The organism is Halomonas kalidii (assembly GCF_030010475.1).
GTDB classification, from domain to species: Bacteria; Pseudomonadota; Gammaproteobacteria; order Pseudomonadales; family Halomonadaceae; genus Halomonas; species Halomonas heilongjiangensis.
On sequence record NZ_JASCQN010000037.1, the window covers coordinates 1 to 14,377 of the forward strand.

The window sequence follows — 14,377 nt, forward strand, 5'->3', positions numbered from 1 at the left end:
CGGGCCTGGCGCTGGGGCTGTTGCGCCAGGCCCGTGGTTGAAGTGCGCCCTCAGGCGCCGGCCAGCTGGGGCGCCTCCCTGAGCAGTTGCGACGAGAGCAGCGTCCACTGGTCGTCCCAGTGCTCGGTGGGGCGGCGGCGAAAGTCGCTGCGCACGTACTGGGAGATGCGCCCTTCGGCCTGGGCCAGCAGCAGGTTGGCCGTCGCCGAGACCGGCAGGGTGGGGCGCCGCCCCTCGTGCAGTTCGGCCTCGCGCAGGATCTGCTTGAGCTGGGTCTCGAGTCGCTCGAACAGCTGGTGGATGCGCAGCCGCAGGCGGGCGGTCTCACCGGTCAGGGCGTCGCCGCCGAGCAGACGGGAGAGCCCTGGGTTCTTCTCGGCGAAGCCCAGCAGCAGGCCGAGGACCTGGCCACAGCGCGGGACGGCGTGGGGCTCCTGGTCGAGGATGCGGCTGATGCGTTCGAACAGGGACGCCTCGATGAACTCGATGAGCCCCTCGAACATGCGCGCCTTGCTGGGGAAGTGGCGGTAGAGGGCGGCCTCCGAGACGCCGACCTGGCGGGCCAGGGCGGCCACGGTGATGCGCTTGCCGCTGTCTTCCTCCAGCATCAGCGCGAGCGCCTGGAGGATCTGCTCGCGGCGGCTGGGGGTGGGGGTTTCCTGCGTCATATCGGTCTTTTCTTTTATGTGGTCGAACCATCCTAATCCCGGGCCCGCCGCGGTGCAAAACCCGTGACGGCCCCCCGTTCCGGGATCAGGCGATGGCCTCCTCGCGCTCGGCATCGGTGATCAGGGTACCGACCCCGGCATTGGTGAAGATCTCCAGCAGGGTGGCGTGGGGCACCCGGCCGTCGATGATGTGGGCGCTGCGTACCCCGCCCTTCACCGCGTCCAGGGCGCAGCGGATCTTCGGCAGCATGCCACCGTGGATGGTGCCGTCGGCGATCAGGGCGTCCACCTGGGCGGTGCTCAGGCCGGTGAGTACCTCGCCCTCGGCGTTCATCAGGCCGGCCACATTGGTCAGCAGCATCAGCTTCTCCGCGCCGAGCGCCTCGGCCACCTTGCCGGCCACCAGGTCGGCGTTGATGTTGTAGCTGTGGCCCTCGGCATCCACGCCGATGGGCGCGATCACCGGGATGAAATCGCGCTCGGCGAGCATCTCGATCAGGTCGGTGGAGATGTGCTCGACCTCGCCGACGTGGCCGATGTCGATGATCTCGGGCACGGTCATCTCCGGCGTCTGGTGCTCCACCTTGAGCTTCCTGGCGCGGATCTGGGCGCCGTCCTTGCCGGTCAGGCCGATCGCCTTGCCGCCGCACTGGTTGATCAGGTTGACGATGCCCTTGTTGACCAGGCCCCCGAGCACCATCTCGACCACGTCCATGGTCTCGGCGTCGGTGACGCGCATGCCGTTGACGAAGCGCGACTCGATATTGAGCTTCTTGAGCAGGTCGCCGATCTGCGGTCCGCCCCCGTGCACCACCACCGGATTGATGCCCACCTCCTTCATCAGCACCATGTTGCGGGCGAAGGAGTCGATCAGGGTGTCCTCGGTCATGGCGTTGCCGCCGTACTTTACCACCACGGTCTTGCCGGAGAAGCGCTGGATGTAGGGCAGTGCCTCGGAGAGCACCTCCACCACCAGGCGCGGGTCACGGGTCTTGTCGGTCATGCGGGGTCCCTTCTCGTGTCTCGTGGAGTCGCGCCTCGCCGGCGCGTCTCCCGTGGGTCGTGATGCTGCTAGAGCGTTACCTCCAGTTCCGGGGCCACCTGCGCGAGGGCCTCGGCGAAGCGCGTGCGGATGCGGTCCAGCGCCGTCTCGCTCTTGCCCTCGAAGCGCAGCACCAGCACCGGCGTGGTGTTGGAGGCGCGGCACAGGCCCCAGCCGTCGGGGTAGTCGACGCGGATGCCATCGAGCGTCGTCTTGACGCCCTCGGCGCCGAAGTCGCCCTCCCGGGCCAGGCGGGCCACCAGGTCGAACTTGGTCTCGTCGGTGACGGTGACGGTGATCTCCGGGGTGCTCAGGTCCTGGGGGAAGCGGGCGAAGAAGGCATCGGCGTCATCGTGTTGCTTGGACAGGATCTCCAGCAGCCGGGCGGCGCCGTAGAGGCCGTCGTCGAAGCCGTACCAGCGCTCCTGGAAGAAGATGTGGCCGCTCATCTCGCCGGCCAGCAGGGCACCGGTCTCCTTCATGCGCGCCTTGATCAGCGAGTGGCCGGTGCGCCACATCTCCGGGGTGCCGCCGGCCTCCTCGATCACCCGGGTCAGGTTGCCGGTGCACTTGACGTCGAAGATCACCCGGGCGCCGGCGTTGCGCGAGAGCATGTCCTCGGCGAAGGCCATCAGCAGGTGGTCGGGGTAGATCAGCTTGCCGCTCGGGGTGATCACGCCGAGGCGGTCGCCGTCGCCGTCGAAGGCCAGGCCGATGTCGGCGCCGGTCTCCTGCACGGTGCGGATCAGGTCCTGGAGGTTCTCGGGCTTGCCCGGGTCCGGGTGGTGGTTGGGGAAGGTGCCGTCGATCTCGGCGAACAGCGGCACGGTGTCGGCGCCGAGCTTCTCGATCAACTGCGGACCCAGCTCGCCGGCCACGCCGTTGCCGCAGTCGACCACCGCCTTGAGCGGCCGCTCCAGCTTCACGTCGCCGAGGATGCGCTCCAGGTAGGCGGCGCGCACGTCCTCCTGGCGCACGCTGCCGTCGCCCTCGCTCAGGTCGCCGGTCACGATACGCTGGTAAAGCGCCGTGATGGCCTCGCCGGAGAGGGTCTCGCCGCCCAGCACGATCTTGAAGCCGTTGTAGTCCGGCGGGTTGTGGCTGCCGGTGACCATCACCCCCGAGGTGGTGCCCTCGAGCACGTGGGTGGCGAAGTAGAGGACCGGGGTGGGCACCATGCCGATGTCGATGACATCGCGGCCGCTCGCGGTCAGGCCACGGGTCAGGGCGGCCAGCAGGCGCGGCCCGGAGAGGCGCCCGTCGCGGGCGACGACCACGGTGGATTCGCCGCGGGCGGCGGCCTCGCTGCCGATCGCACGGCCGATCAGCTCGACGCTTGCCTCGCTGAGGGTGTCATCGACTATGCCGCGGATGTCGTAGGCGCGGAAAATCGACGCGGGTACGGCCTGTCTGGTGTCTTGGGTCATCTGATCAATCCCTCGTTGGAGCCCGAACGGCTCAGTGTCTTCCCGAACTGCCGAAGCCGCCGTCGCCCCGGGCGCTGGCGGCGAAATCGTCGACGACCTGCAGTTCGGCCTGCACCACGGGGACAAGCACATACTGTGCCAGTCGTTCGAAGGGCTCGAGCACGAAGGGGGCACTGCCGCGGTTCCACACCGAGACCATCAGCTCGCCCTGGTAGTCGGAGTCGATCAGCCCCACCAGGTTGCCGAGCACGATGCCATGCTTGTGGCCGAGCCCCGAGCGGGGCAGGATCATGCCGGCGAGCCCCGGGTCACCGATGTGGATGGCGAGCCCGGTGCGCACCAGCTCGCACTGGCCCGGGGCCAGGGTCAGGGGCGTGTCGAGCAGGGCGCGCAGGTCCATGCCGGCGGAGCCCTCGGTGGCGTAATGGGGCAGGTAATCGCTCAGGCGCGGGTCGAGCAGCTTGACGGCCAGGCGAGGCTTGGCGGACGGGCGTTCGGCGGTGTCGGGCATCGGAAGTCCTTGCGGAATCGGGGGGTGTCAGGGGTGTCGATGCGCCTGCAGGCAGGCCAGGGCGCGTTGGATCACGGCCATGGCGAGTTGCGACTTGGGCTGGGGAGCGAGGTCGTCACGGCCCAGGGTGTCGCCATCTCGCCACAGGATCAGGGCGGCATTGTCGTCGGCGCCGAAGCCGAGGCCCGCCCGGGAGACGTCGTTGGCGACGATCATGTCCAGTTTCTTGCGGGTCAGCTTGTCCCGGGCATAGGCGTCGAGGTCGCGGGTCTCGGCGGCGAAGCCGACCACCAGCGGGCGTGGCGTGTTCGACGGGCGGCGGCCCGCCACCGCGGCGATGATGTCGGGGTTCTTGACCAGGGTGAGGGTCAGGCTGTCCTTGCCCTCGTGCTTCTTGATCTTGTGCTCGGCCGGCGCTTCGGCGCGGTAGTCGGCCACGGCGGCACAGCCGATGAAGATGTCGCTGTCGGGGGCGAGCCGCTGGGCGGCATCGTGCATCTCGCGGGCCGTCTCCACATCGAGACGCTCGACCCCCTCGGGAGTGGGCAGGGACACCGGGCCGCTGATCAGCCGTACCGTCGCGCCGAGGCGCGCGGCGGCGGCGGCCAGGGCATAGCCCATCTTGCCCGAGCTGTGGTTGGAGAGGTAGCGCACCGGGTCGAGCGGCTCCCGGGTGGGGCCGGCGGTGATGGTGATGGTCAGGCCGTCGGCCTCGCCTGTGGCCGGCGCGGCTTCGGGCGCCAAGGAAAGCAGCTCGTCGATGATCTCCTCGGGTTCCAGCATGCGCCCCGGGCCCACGTCGCCGCAGGCCTGGTCGCCGCTGGCCGGCCCCAGCAGGTGCCAGCCGTCTGCCTCGAGCCGGGCGGCATTGCGCCCCGTCGCCGGGTGGCGCCACATGGCCTGGTTCATGGCCGGGGCCATCACCTTCTCGGCCTCGCTGGCCAGGCAGAGGGTGGTCAGCAGGTCGTCCGCCATGCCAAGCGCCAGGCGTGCCATCAGGTCGGCGGTGGCCGGGGCGATGAGAATGAGCTCGGCCCAGCGGGCCAGCTCGATATGACCCATGCCGGCCTCGGCCTCCGGGTCGAGCAGCGAGGTGCGCACCGGCTCGCCGGTCAGCGCCTGCAGGGTCAGCGGCGTGATGAAGGCCTGGGCGCCCTCGGTCATGACCACGCGCACCTCGCAGCCCGCCTGTTTCAGCAGGCGGGCGAGCTGGGCGCTCTTGTAGGCGGCGATGCCGGCGCTGATGCCGAGCAGGATGCGTCGGCCAGCGAACTGGCGGCCGGTGATCCGGGGGCCTGACGGCGTTGACATGGACGAGATCCGGGCTGCTATCCAGTCGCCTACCTTACCACCGGCGCGGTGCCTTGCGTAGCCGCGGCGGCGTCGCCGAGCGGCTACACTGAACCGTGACGCAAGGGAGACACTGGCCTGCAGGGAGGCGAGAATGGCGATCCGTGACTGGCCGGAGGGCGAGCGCCCCCGGGAGAAACTGCTGGCGCTGGGGCCCGAGGCGCTGTCGGATGCCGAGTTGCTGGCGATCTTCCTCCGGGTCGGGGTACGAGGGCGCTCGGCGGTGGACCTGGCCCGCGACCTGCTCGGCGCCTTCGGCGGGCTGCGGCCGCTGCTCGAGGCCGATCGCCAACGCTTCTGCGCCGAGCATGGCCTGGGCATGGCCAAGTTCGTGCAGCTGCAGGCCACCCTCGAGCTGTCGCGGCGGCACCTGGCCTGCCAGCTGGCCCGGGGCGACGCCCTGACCTCGCCGTCGCTGGTGCGGGCCTACCTCGCTTCCCAGCTGCGCCACCTGGGCCACGAGGAGTTCGCCGCGCTCTTCCTCGACAGCCAGCACCGGGTGATCCGCTTCGAGTCGCTGTTTCGCGGCACCCTGGACAGCGCCTCGGTCTATCCCCGGGAGGTGGCCCGCCGGGCGCTGGAGCTCGGCGCCGGCGCCATGATCTTCGCCCACAACCACCCGTCCGGTGTCGCCGAGCCCAGCGACGCCGACCGGCGCATCACCGAGCGGCTGCGCGAGGCGCTTTCGCTGTTCGAGATCCGCGTGCTGGACCATTTCGTGGTGGGCGACGGCGAGGTGGTGTCCTTCGCCGAGCGCGGCTGGATTTAACGCGCCTCCTCGACGACCCGTGCCCCCGGAGAAGCCCGACAAGTTAACGAGAATTACGCAAAGCGAGGCAAGGTTCTTGCTTGCGGGTGGGCATTCTGCTATAAAGTGCAGCCTTTGAATTCCCTTGGGTCAAATGAAACGGGGACGTCCCGGTTTGCCCGACAGGTTTTGAACACTCAGGTACTGACTACCTGGCCAAGCGGTTGGAGGCTCCCATGTCAAAAGTATGTCAGGTTACCGGCAAGCGCCCGGTGACTGGTAACAACGTTTCACACTCCCAGCGCAAGACCCGCCGTCGTTTCTTGCCGAACCTGCACAGCCACCGTTTCTGGGTGGAGTCCGAGAAGCGCTTCGTCAGGCTGCGCGTCTCCTCCAAGGGCATGCGCATCATCGACAAGAAGGGCATCGAGGCGGTGCTCAGCGACATCCGCAAGCGCGGCGAAGCCGTCTAAGCGATCCACCGAGGGAGCAAGCAGTCATGCGTGACAAGATCAAGCTGGTGTCCAGCGCCGGTACCGGCCACTACTACACCACCGACAAGAACAAGCGGAACACCCCGGACAAGCTCGAGTTCAAGAAGTACGATCCGGTGGTCCGCCAGCACGTGATGTACAAGGAAGCCAAGATCAAGTAAGCCTTGGTCGTCTTCCGCAGGTGTTCAAGCCTGTCCTTATGAACCCGGCTGACTAAGCCGGGTTCAGGCGTTTGTGGAGGCCACCGGCGGCCGCGCGGAGCGAGAGACCCGATGCCCGAACTGCCCGAAGTCGAGACCACCCGCCGCGGTATCGCGCCCCATGTGGAAGGCCGTGAGATCACCGAGGTGATCGTGCGGCAGTCGCGCCTGCGCGTGCCGGTGCCGGCGGATCTCGTCGAGCGCCTGGTCGGGGCGCGCATCGGCGTGCTTGCCCGCCGCGCCAAGTACCTGCTGGTGCCGTTCTCGTCGCCCGGGCCGGACGGGGTGGGGGCGACCCTGCTCTGGCACCTGGGCATGTCCGGCAGCCTGCGCATCGCCCGGCTCGGCGAGCTGCCGAAGAAGCACGACCATCTCGACCTGGTGCTCGACGACGGGGCCATCCTGCGCTACCACGACCCGCGCCGCTTCGGTTTCGTCGACTGGCTGGCCGGTACCGACGAGAGCGACCCGCGGCTGGCCCGCCTGGGGCCGGAGCCGCTCTCCGACGCCTTCGACGGCGAGCGGCTGTTCGCCCGCTCCCGTGGGCGGCGGCTGGCGGTGAAGCCCTTCCTGATGGACAGCGCCGTGGTGGTGGGGGTCGGCAACATCTATGCCGCCGAGGCGCTGTTCCTGGCCGGCATCGACCCGCGCCGGGCCGCCGGCCGCATCTCCCGGGAGCGCTACGATGCACTTGCCGCGGCCGTGCGCGAGGTGCTGGCCGCCGCCATCACCCAGGGCGGCACCACCCTGCGCGACTTCGTCGGCGGCACCGGCGAGCCCGGCTACTTTGCCCAGCGCCTCAACGTCTATGGCCGCGACGGCCAGCCCTGTCGTCGCTGCGGCGCCGAGCTGCGCCTGGTGACCCTCGGCCAGCGGGCCAGCGTGTTCTGTGGCAGCTGCCAGACCTGATAGCACCGCGCGGTGAGATCACCGCCACTTCCTCTTCTCCATCTCCTCCATGAGACAAGTCCATGACCCTCACCCGAACCTTGCGCCTCAAGAAGCACGCCGACCGCCGCCTGAAGGCCGGTCACCTCTGGCTCTATTCCAACGAGATCGACACCGAGGCCACGCCGCTCAAGGATATCGAGGCCGGCGAGCAGGCGGTGGTGGAGGCCGCGAACGGCAAGGCCCTGGGCGTGGCCTATGTCAATCCGCATTCGCTGATCTGCGCGCGGATGGTCTCCCGTGACCCGAAGCAGGGACTCGACCGCTCGTTGCTGGTGCACCGCCTCAATCAGGCCCTGGCGCTGCGCGAGCGGCTCTTCGCCAGGCCCTACTATCGCCTGGTGCACGGCGAGGGCGACCTGCTGCCGGGGCTGGTGATCGACCGCTACGACGAGGTCCTCGTCGTCCAGTGCAACACCGCGGGCATGCAGGCGGTGGCCACCGAGTTGCTCGATGCGCTGGACAAGGTGCTGTCGCCGCGGGTGGTGGTGCTGCGCAACGATACCAGCGGTCGCCGTCAGGAGGGCCTCGAGCTCGGCGTCGAGGTGGTCAAGGGCGAGCTGCCCGAGCGGGTACTGCTGGAGGAGAATGGCGTGCGCTTCGCCGCCCCCGTGCTCGACGGCCAGAAGACCGGCTGGTTCTATGATCACCGGGTCAATCGCGCCTGGCTCAACGGCCTGGTGGCCGGCAAGCGGGTGCTCGACCTGTTCAGCTACGTGGGGGGCTGGGGGGTGCAGGCCGCCGCCCATGGTGCCTCCGAGGTGCTCTGCGTCGATGCCTCCGGTCCCGCCCTGGAGCGGGTGGCCGAGAATGCCGCGCTCAACGGCCTGCACGAGCAGGTGGCGGTGGGCGAGGGCGACGCCTTCGAGGTACTGGCGGCGCTCAAGGCCGACGGCGAGGAGTTCGATGTGGTGATCCTCGACCCGCCCGCCTTCATCAGGAAGCGCAAGGACATTCCCAACGGCGAGCGCGCCTACGCCAAGCTCAACCGCGAGGCGATGCGCCTGCTGGGCCGCGACGGTCTGCTGCTGTCGGCCTCGTGCTCGATGCACCTGGCACCGGAGCGGCTGGTCGACGTGGTGCGCGGCGCGGTGCGCCATCAGGACCGCCAGGGCCAGATCCTCTTCCAGGGGCACCAGGGGCCGGACCACCCTGTGCATCCGGCGATTCCGGAAACCTCTTACCTCAAGGCCCTGGGCGTCCGGGTGTTCAGGGATTGAGCGCCGTGCCCCCCGAGTATATCCGCGTCTTCGCCCACTCCAATGCGCTGTTGGTCAGCCATCTGCACAATGTGCTGGTCGCGTCGGGGATCCCCGCCGAGCTGCGCAACATGACCCTGGGGGGCGGCGCCGGGGAGCTGCCGCTGGGGGAGTGCGAGCCCGAGGTCTGGATCGCCCCCCATAACCGCGAGCGCGCCGAGGCGCTGATCCGCGAGTCCCTGGAAGGGGGCAGCGCGGGGCCCGACTGGGTCTGTTCAGGCTGCGGTGAAACCCTGGAGGGAGCCTTCGATACCTGCTGGAACTGTGGCACCCATCGCCCGGGTTGAGCGCCTGCCTGCCTCGTCCACCGCGGAGTGAGGTGCGGCCACAGGGTTTTCTGCTGGCCAGCCTCGAGACAAGATGATTTTTGGTTGAATGGCATCTAGCCATGGCTTCTTTCTGAACTTGTGCGTGGACTCTTCGTGGATGCTCTGCCTGTGCTGTAATGAAGAGGAAAATACCCAACAAGAGCATGCAGGAGGATTCCATGAAGATCGCCGTCCCGAAGGAGATCAAGAACCACGAGTATCGCGTCGCCCTGACACCCACCGGCGCCCGGGAGCTGGTCGCTCGCGGGCATCAGGTCACGGTGCAGAGCGGAGCCGGTGAGGGCGCGGGCTTCCCGGACAGCGACTACGAGACGGCCGGGGCGCGGCTGGAGGCGGACGTGTCGGCGGTGTGGTCCGACGCCGAGCTGATCCTCAAGGTCAAGGAGCCCCAGGCCGAGGAGGTGGCGCGCCTGACGGCCGGCCAGACCCTGTTCACCTACCTGCACCTGGCGGCGGAGGAGACGCTGACCCGCGGCCTGATGGCGAGCGGTGCCACCTGCATCGCCTACGAGACCGTCACCGACCGCCAGGGTGGCCTGCCGCTGCTGGCGCCGATGAGCACCGTGGCGGGCCGCATGGCGGTGCAGGCCGGCGCCCACAGTCTGGAGAAGGCCCAGGGTGGTTCCGGCGTGCTGCTGCCCGGCGTGCCCGGCGTGGCACCCGGCAAGGTCGCGGTGATCGGCGGCGGCGTGGTGGGCGAGAACGCCGCCCGCATGGCGCTGGGGCTGGGCGCCGAGGTCACGGTGCTCGACAAGTCGATCCCGCGGCTCGAGACCCTGGACGATCGCTACCAGGGGCGCATGAAGACGGTCTTCTCCACCGCCGATGCCATCGACGAGGCGGTGCGCGAGTCCGACCTGATCATCGGGGCCGTGCTGATTCCCGGGGCCGCCGCGCCGAAGCTGATCACCCGCGCCATGCTCGCCGACATGAAGCCGGGCAGCGTGCTGGTCGACGTGGCCATCGACCAGGGCGGCTGCTTCGAGACCAGCCGCGCCACCACCCACGCCGAGCCGACCTATGTCGTCGACGGCATCGTCCACTACTGCGTGGCGAACATGCCAGGGGCGGTGGCGCGCACCTCGACCCAGGCGCTGACCAACGCCACCATGCCCTTCGTCATGGCGCTGGCCGACAAGGGCTGGCAGCAGGCGCTGGCCGACGACCCGCACTTCGCGGCCGGGCTCAATGTCCACGACGGCCGGATCACCTACGCCGCGGTCGCCGAGGCGTTCGGCCTGGAGGGCGTCGATCCCGCCACCCTGGTGAAGTAAGGCAAGGCGTCGAGACACATCCGTCAGCGTGAGCGGCGCAGGGGACAGGCCAGAGTGGAGGTTATTCTTCAGGGAAGAAGAATGTAGCGCCCAGGGAGGGGTTCACAGCGCCTCCACGTCGGCCTGTCGCCGGGCAAGCCGCGAGAATACCGCTTGCCGCATGCCCCGGTCGCCTTGACCGGGGCGGCACGGTAAGATGGGCGGCATTTGCCACCGACCAGTGACACAGTCCGACTCCATGACCAAGACACGCGTTCTCACCGGCATCACCACCACCGGCACCCCGCACCTGGGCAACTACGTGGGGGCCATCAAGCCCGCCATCGCGGCGAGCCAGGACCCCAGCGTCCAGTCTTACTACTTCCTCGCCGACCTGCATGCCCTGATCAAGTGCCAGGATCCCGGGCGGGTGCAGGAGTCGCGCCTGGAGATCGCCGCCACCTGGCTGGCACTGGGGCTCGATACCGACAACGCCATCTTCTATCGCCAGTCGGACGTGCCGGAGATCACCGAGCTGACCTGGATACTCTCCTGCGTCTGCGCCAAGGGGCTGATGAACCGGGCCCACGCCTACAAGGCGGCGGTGGCCGAGAACGAGGCCGCCGGCAACCAGGACCCGGACAAGGGCATCACCATGGGGCTGTTCGGCTACCCGGTGCTGATGGCCGCCGACATCCTCATGTTCAACGCCCACAAGGTGCCGGTGGGACGTGACCAGATCCAGCACATCGAGATGGCCCGGGACATCGCCGGGCGCTTCAACCACCTCTTCAAGGGCGACTACTTCACCCTGCCCGAGGCGGTGGTGGACGACCGGGTGGCGGTGCTCAACGGCCTGGACGGGCGCAAGATGTCCAAGAGCTACAACAACACCATCCCGCTGTTCGTCTCCGAGAAGAAGCTGCTGAAGCTGGTGCGCAAGATCAAGACCAACTCGCTGGAGCCCGGCGAACCCAAGGAGCCCGAGGGGTGCACCCTGTTCCAGATCTACTCGGCCTTCGCCACGGTGGAGGAGAGCGCCGCCATGCGCCGCGAGTACGAGAACGGCATCGGCTGGGGCGAGGCCAAGAACCGGGTCTTCGAGTATCTCAACGAGCAGTTGCGCGAACCCCGCGAGCGCTACCAGGCACTGATGGAGGACCCCGGCCACATCGAGCAGGTGCTGCTCAAGGGCGCCGAGCGGGCCCGTGCCGAGGCCGTTCCCTTCCTGGACCGCCTGCGCCAGGCGGTGGGGTTGGGCCGCTTCGTCTAAGGGCGCTCGCTTCCGCTTGATGCAACGGGCGCTTCTCGGCGCCCGTTGCCGTTTCGTGGCTTCTCCGCATATTTCCATTCGGAACTAATTTCTGCATTTAAATGCTTTTACGCACTTCGCTGAAATAGTTAGCATGCTTAATTTGCAGGAGCTTCGTCCCCGACGACAACGAGGGAGCACGCCATGAGTGGACTCGCCCTGACACCGCAGAAGCGCCTTTCCGTCGCTGTCGTGGCCGCCGGCGCCCTGCTGTTGGGGGCACTCGCCGTGGGTAGTGCCTTCGGCGGCCGCAACGGCCTGCTGATGGTGGTCGGCGGGCTGCTCGGCATGGTGCTCTACCATGCCGCCTTCGGCTTCACCGCCGCCTGGCGCGTCTTCATCACCGAGCGACGCGGCCGCGGGCTGCGCGCCCAGATAGTGATGCTGGCCATCGCCGTGCTGCTGTTCTTCCCGGCGCTTGGTGCCGGCAGCCTGTTCGGCACTTCGGTCCATGGCTATGTGGCACCGATCGGCGTCTCGGTGCTGGTCGGGGCCTTCCTCTTCGGCCTTGGCATGCAGCTGGGGGGCGGCTGTGCCTCCGGTACCCTCTTCACCGCCGGCGGCGGCAACGCCCGCATGCTGATCACCCTGCTGTTCTTCGTCGTCGGCTCGCTGATCGGTACCGCCCACTTCGCCTGGTGGCAGAGCCTGCCCGCCTTCCGCCCGACCTCGCTGGTCACCGAGCTCGGTGTCGGCGGTGGCATCGCGGTCAGCCTGGTGCTGTTCGCGGCGATCGCCGTCTTCACCGTGGCACTGGAGAAGCGTCGTCATGGCCGACTCGAGCAGGCGCCGGCCATCGATGTCGGCAACCGGCGCTGGCTCACCGGCCCCTGGCCGCTGCTCGCCGGCGCCGTGGCGCTGGCGCTGCTCAACTTCACCACCCTGGCCCTGGCCGGCCGCCCCTGGGGGTGACCTCGGCCTTCGCGCTATGGGGCGCCAAGGGCTTCGAGCTCCTGGGCGGCGACGTCTCCGCCTGGGGCTACTGGCAGGCGCCGGGCAACGCCGCGGCCCTCCGGGCCAGCGTCTGGGGCGACATCACCACGGTGATGAACGTCGGCATCATGGTGGGGGCCCTGGTGGCTGCTTCCCTCGCCGGCCGCTTCGCGCCCAATTTCCGTATCCCGGCGAGGTCCATGCTCGCCGCGGTCATCGGCGGCATCCTGCTCGGCTATGGCGCTCGCCTGGCCTTCGGTTGCAACATCGGCGCCTACTTCGGTGGCATCGCCTCGGGCAGCCTGCATGGCTGGCTGTGGCTGGTGGCGGGCTTCGCCGGCAACATGCTGGGGGTGAAGCTGCGCCCGCTCTTCTTCGCGGGGGAGGCGGGACGACAGCCGGCAGCCAAGAGCTGCTGACGGTACCTTTCCCCAGGCTGAACGCGCCCCGACCCGGCCAGTGAACTGCACCCCGAAAGTTGGACACCTAATCCAACCCTCGGGGTGTTTCTATGAGCAATCGATACGACGAGTGGTTCAAGCTGCTAGTGGTGCAGCAGTGTTTGCATGAGGACACTAGCCTACGCGAGGTGGCTCGCCAGCATCGCCTTGACCATTCCCTGGTGCGTAAATGGCGGGAACGCTACCGCCAGCATGGCGCGCCGGGGCTAGGCAAGAAGTACAGTCACTACAGTGCTGCCTTCAAGCTGGCGGTACTCGAGAGAATGTGGCGAGATGGCTTGTCACGCCGGCAGGCTGCCACCCTGTTCGATATTCGCGGAGATGCCGCTATTGGCATATGGGAGCAGCAGTACCATAGTGGTGGCCTGACTGCGTTATCGCCAAAGCGAAAGGGACGCCGCCCGATGGTCAAAAAGCCGCCTTCACCACCACCCCCACCTGATGAAGAGCGCTCTCATGAGGAGTTGCTCAAAGAGTTGGCGTATCTGCGGGCGGAGAACGCCTATCTAAAAAAGCTCGATGCCTTGATCCGGGAGAAGCAGGCGGCAACGCAGGGCAGAAAGCCCAAGCCGTCCAAGGGTTAAGGCACGAGCATTCGCTGGCTCTGCTGCTGCGTGCGGCAGAGCTACCGCGCAGCACGTTCTACTACCAGCTCAAGGCCCTGGGCGCTGACGATCAGTGCGCGCCCCTGAAGGCGCGTATCCGGGCGATCTACGATAGCCACAAAGGGCGCTATGGTTATCGCCGCATCACTGCTGCCCTACGGCAGGCAGGTGAAGTGATCAACCACAAGGCCGTCCAGCGCTTGATGCAACAGCTGGGCTTGAAGTCCCTGGTTCGCCCAAAGCGGTATCGCGCCTACCGAGGAGCAGTGGGACATGTGGCTCCCAACGTACTCGACCGGCAGTTTCAGGCAGAAGGACCGAATCAGAAGTGGGTGACCGACATCACGGAGTTCAACGTCGACGGACAGAAGCTGTATCTGTCCCCCATCATGGATCTCTACAACGGCGAGATCGTCGCCTATCAGACCAGCAGGCGTCCCGTACTCTCACTGGTGAAGCACATGCTGCAGCAGGCCTTTGCCCGCTTGAAGCACTCGGACCGGCCACTGCTGCATTCCGATCAGGGGTGGCATTACCAGCATCCCACCTATCGCGCCCTGTTGGCAGGACAGGCGCTGACCCAGAGCATGTCACGCAAGGGCAACTGCTTGGACAATGCCGCCATGGAGAGCTTCTTCGGCACCCTGAAGGCCGAGTATTTCCACCTGAACCGGTTCGATACGGTTGAGCAGTTGCAGCAAGGCCTCGATCGTTACATCCATTACTACAACCACGAGCGCATCAGGCTGAAACTAAAAGGCCTGAGCCCCGTACAGTACAGGACTCAGGCCTTGGGCGCCGGCTGAACGAACCGTCCAACTATTGGGGGTCAGTTCA

General features: G+C 67.7%; 14 protein-coding genes and 1 pseudogene. 10 read left to right on the plus strand and 5 right to left on the minus strand.

Features of this window, described 5'->3' with window-relative positions:
• Nucleotides 1-50 precede the first annotated feature (50 nt).
• From slmA to coaBC, 5 genes are all read right to left on the minus strand, one after another.
• Nucleotides 51-668, minus strand: a complete 618-nt coding sequence (gene slmA, locus QLQ85_RS10565) for a nucleoid occlusion factor SlmA (protein WP_282738952.1) — start codon at nt 666-668, stop codon at nt 51-53.
• An 85-nt stretch (nt 669-753) separates the two neighbouring features.
• Nucleotides 754-1,671: an acetylglutamate kinase gene (argB, locus tag QLQ85_RS10570; RefSeq protein WP_282738953.1), complete on the minus strand. Its 918-nt coding sequence runs from the start codon at nt 1,669-1,671 to the stop codon at nt 754-756.
• Between the two features lie 68 nt (nt 1,672-1,739).
• Nucleotides 1,740-3,137 (minus strand): phosphomannomutase/phosphoglucomutase, encoded by a 1,398-nt coding sequence (locus QLQ85_RS10575; RefSeq protein WP_282738954.1) that lies wholly within the window; start codon nt 3,135-3,137, stop codon nt 1,740-1,742.
• 31 nt (nt 3,138-3,168) lie between these two features.
• Nucleotides 3,169-3,648: a dUTP diphosphatase gene (gene dut, locus QLQ85_RS10580; protein ID WP_282738955.1), complete on the minus strand. Its 480-nt coding sequence runs from the start codon at nt 3,646-3,648 to the stop codon at nt 3,169-3,171.
• A gap of 27 nt (nt 3,649-3,675) precedes the next feature.
• Nucleotides 3,676-4,959 (minus strand): bifunctional phosphopantothenoylcysteine decarboxylase/phosphopantothenate--cysteine ligase CoaBC, encoded by a 1,284-nt coding sequence (gene coaBC, locus QLQ85_RS10585; protein ID WP_282738956.1) that lies wholly within the window; start codon nt 4,957-4,959, stop codon nt 3,676-3,678.
• A gap of 133 nt (nt 4,960-5,092) precedes the next feature.
• Between coaBC and radC the strand changes: the two genes are divergently transcribed.
• The 10 genes and pseudogenes from radC to QLQ85_RS10635 all read left to right on the plus strand — a co-directional run bounded on the left by radC (nt 5,093) and on the right by QLQ85_RS10635 (nt 14,346).
• Complete coding sequence (gene radC / locus QLQ85_RS10590) at nt 5,093-5,767, plus strand: RadC family protein (RefSeq protein ID WP_282738957.1); 675 nt, start codon at nt 5,093-5,095, stop codon at nt 5,765-5,767.
• Between the two features lie 215 nt (nt 5,768-5,982).
• Nucleotides 5,983-6,219, plus strand: a complete 237-nt coding sequence (gene rpmB, locus QLQ85_RS10595; RefSeq protein WP_102630030.1) for a 50S ribosomal protein L28 — start codon at nt 5,983-5,985, stop codon at nt 6,217-6,219.
• A gap of 26 nt (nt 6,220-6,245) precedes the next feature.
• Complete coding sequence (gene rpmG, locus QLQ85_RS10600) at nt 6,246-6,401, plus strand: 50S ribosomal protein L33 (protein WP_102630031.1); 156 nt, start codon at nt 6,246-6,248, stop codon at nt 6,399-6,401.
• A gap of 111 nt (nt 6,402-6,512) precedes the next feature.
• Entirely contained in the window at nt 6,513-7,349 is an 837-nt protein-coding gene (gene mutM, locus QLQ85_RS10605) for a bifunctional DNA-formamidopyrimidine glycosylase/DNA-(apurinic or apyrimidinic site) lyase (RefSeq protein ID WP_282738958.1), read from the plus strand.
• A gap of 62 nt (nt 7,350-7,411) precedes the next feature.
• Nucleotides 7,412-8,608, plus strand: a complete 1,197-nt coding sequence (locus tag QLQ85_RS10610; RefSeq protein ID WP_282738959.1) for a class I SAM-dependent rRNA methyltransferase — start codon at nt 7,412-7,414, stop codon at nt 8,606-8,608.
• 5 nt (nt 8,609-8,613) lie between these two features.
• Nucleotides 8,614-8,934, plus strand: a complete 321-nt coding sequence (locus QLQ85_RS10615; protein WP_282738960.1) for a putative signal transducing protein — start codon at nt 8,614-8,616, stop codon at nt 8,932-8,934.
• Between the two features lie 200 nt (nt 8,935-9,134).
• Nucleotides 9,135-10,250, plus strand: coding sequence for an alanine dehydrogenase (gene ald / locus QLQ85_RS10620; RefSeq protein ID WP_282738961.1), 1,116 nt, complete (start codon nt 9,135-9,137; stop codon nt 10,248-10,250).
• 238 nt (nt 10,251-10,488) lie between these two features.
• Nucleotides 10,489-11,502 (plus strand): tryptophan--tRNA ligase, encoded by a 1,014-nt coding sequence (locus tag QLQ85_RS10625; RefSeq protein WP_282738962.1) that lies wholly within the window; start codon nt 10,489-10,491, stop codon nt 11,500-11,502.
• A 183-nt stretch (nt 11,503-11,685) separates the two neighbouring features.
• Nucleotides 11,686-12,893, plus strand: a pseudogene (locus QLQ85_RS10630) (YeeE/YedE family protein).
• Between the two features lie 92 nt (nt 12,894-12,985).
• A protein-coding gene (locus QLQ85_RS10635; RefSeq protein WP_407650358.1) for an IS3 family transposase occupies nt 12,986-14,346 on the plus strand; the annotation gives its coding sequence in 2 pieces (ribosomal slippage) (nt 12,986-13,451 and nt 13,451-14,346; 1,362 coding nt in all).
• Nucleotides 14,347-14,377: the final 31 nt, after the last annotated feature.

Bases quoted from the DNA above. Each gene is read 5' to 3' on its own strand.
- rpmB (WP_102630030.1), top strand. From the start codon at position 5,983: ATGTCAAAAGTATGTCAGGTTACCGGCAAGCGCCCGGTGACTGGTAAC.
- mutM (WP_282738958.1), top strand. From the start codon at position 6,513: ATGCCCGAACTGCCCGAAGTCGAGACCACCCGCCGCGGTATCGCGCCC.
- QLQ85_RS10610 (WP_282738959.1), top strand. From the start codon at position 7,412: ATGACCCTCACCCGAACCTTGCGCCTCAAGAAGCACGCCGACCGCCGC.
- slmA (WP_282738952.1), bottom strand. From the start codon at position 668: ATGACGCAGGAAACCCCCACCCCCAGCCGCCGCGAGCAGATCCTCCAG.
- QLQ85_RS10625 (WP_282738962.1), top strand. From the start codon at position 10,489: ATGACCAAGACACGCGTTCTCACCGGCATCACCACCACCGGCACCCCG.
- coaBC (WP_282738956.1), bottom strand. From the start codon at position 4,959: ATGTCAACGCCGTCAGGCCCCCGGATCACCGGCCGCCAGTTCGCTGGC.
- radC (WP_282738957.1), top strand. From the start codon at position 5,093: ATGGCGATCCGTGACTGGCCGGAGGGCGAGCGCCCCCGGGAGAAACTG.
- rpmG (WP_102630031.1), top strand. From the start codon at position 6,246: ATGCGTGACAAGATCAAGCTGGTGTCCAGCGCCGGTACCGGCCACTAC.
- QLQ85_RS10575 (WP_282738954.1), bottom strand. From the start codon at position 3,137: ATGACCCAAGACACCAGACAGGCCGTACCCGCGTCGATTTTCCGCGCC.
- argB (WP_282738953.1), bottom strand. From the start codon at position 1,671: ATGACCGACAAGACCCGTGACCCGCGCCTGGTGGTGGAGGTGCTCTCC.
- dut (WP_282738955.1), bottom strand. From the start codon at position 3,648: ATGCCCGACACCGCCGAACGCCCGTCCGCCAAGCCTCGCCTGGCCGTC.
- ald (WP_282738961.1), top strand. From the start codon at position 9,135: ATGAAGATCGCCGTCCCGAAGGAGATCAAGAACCACGAGTATCGCGTC.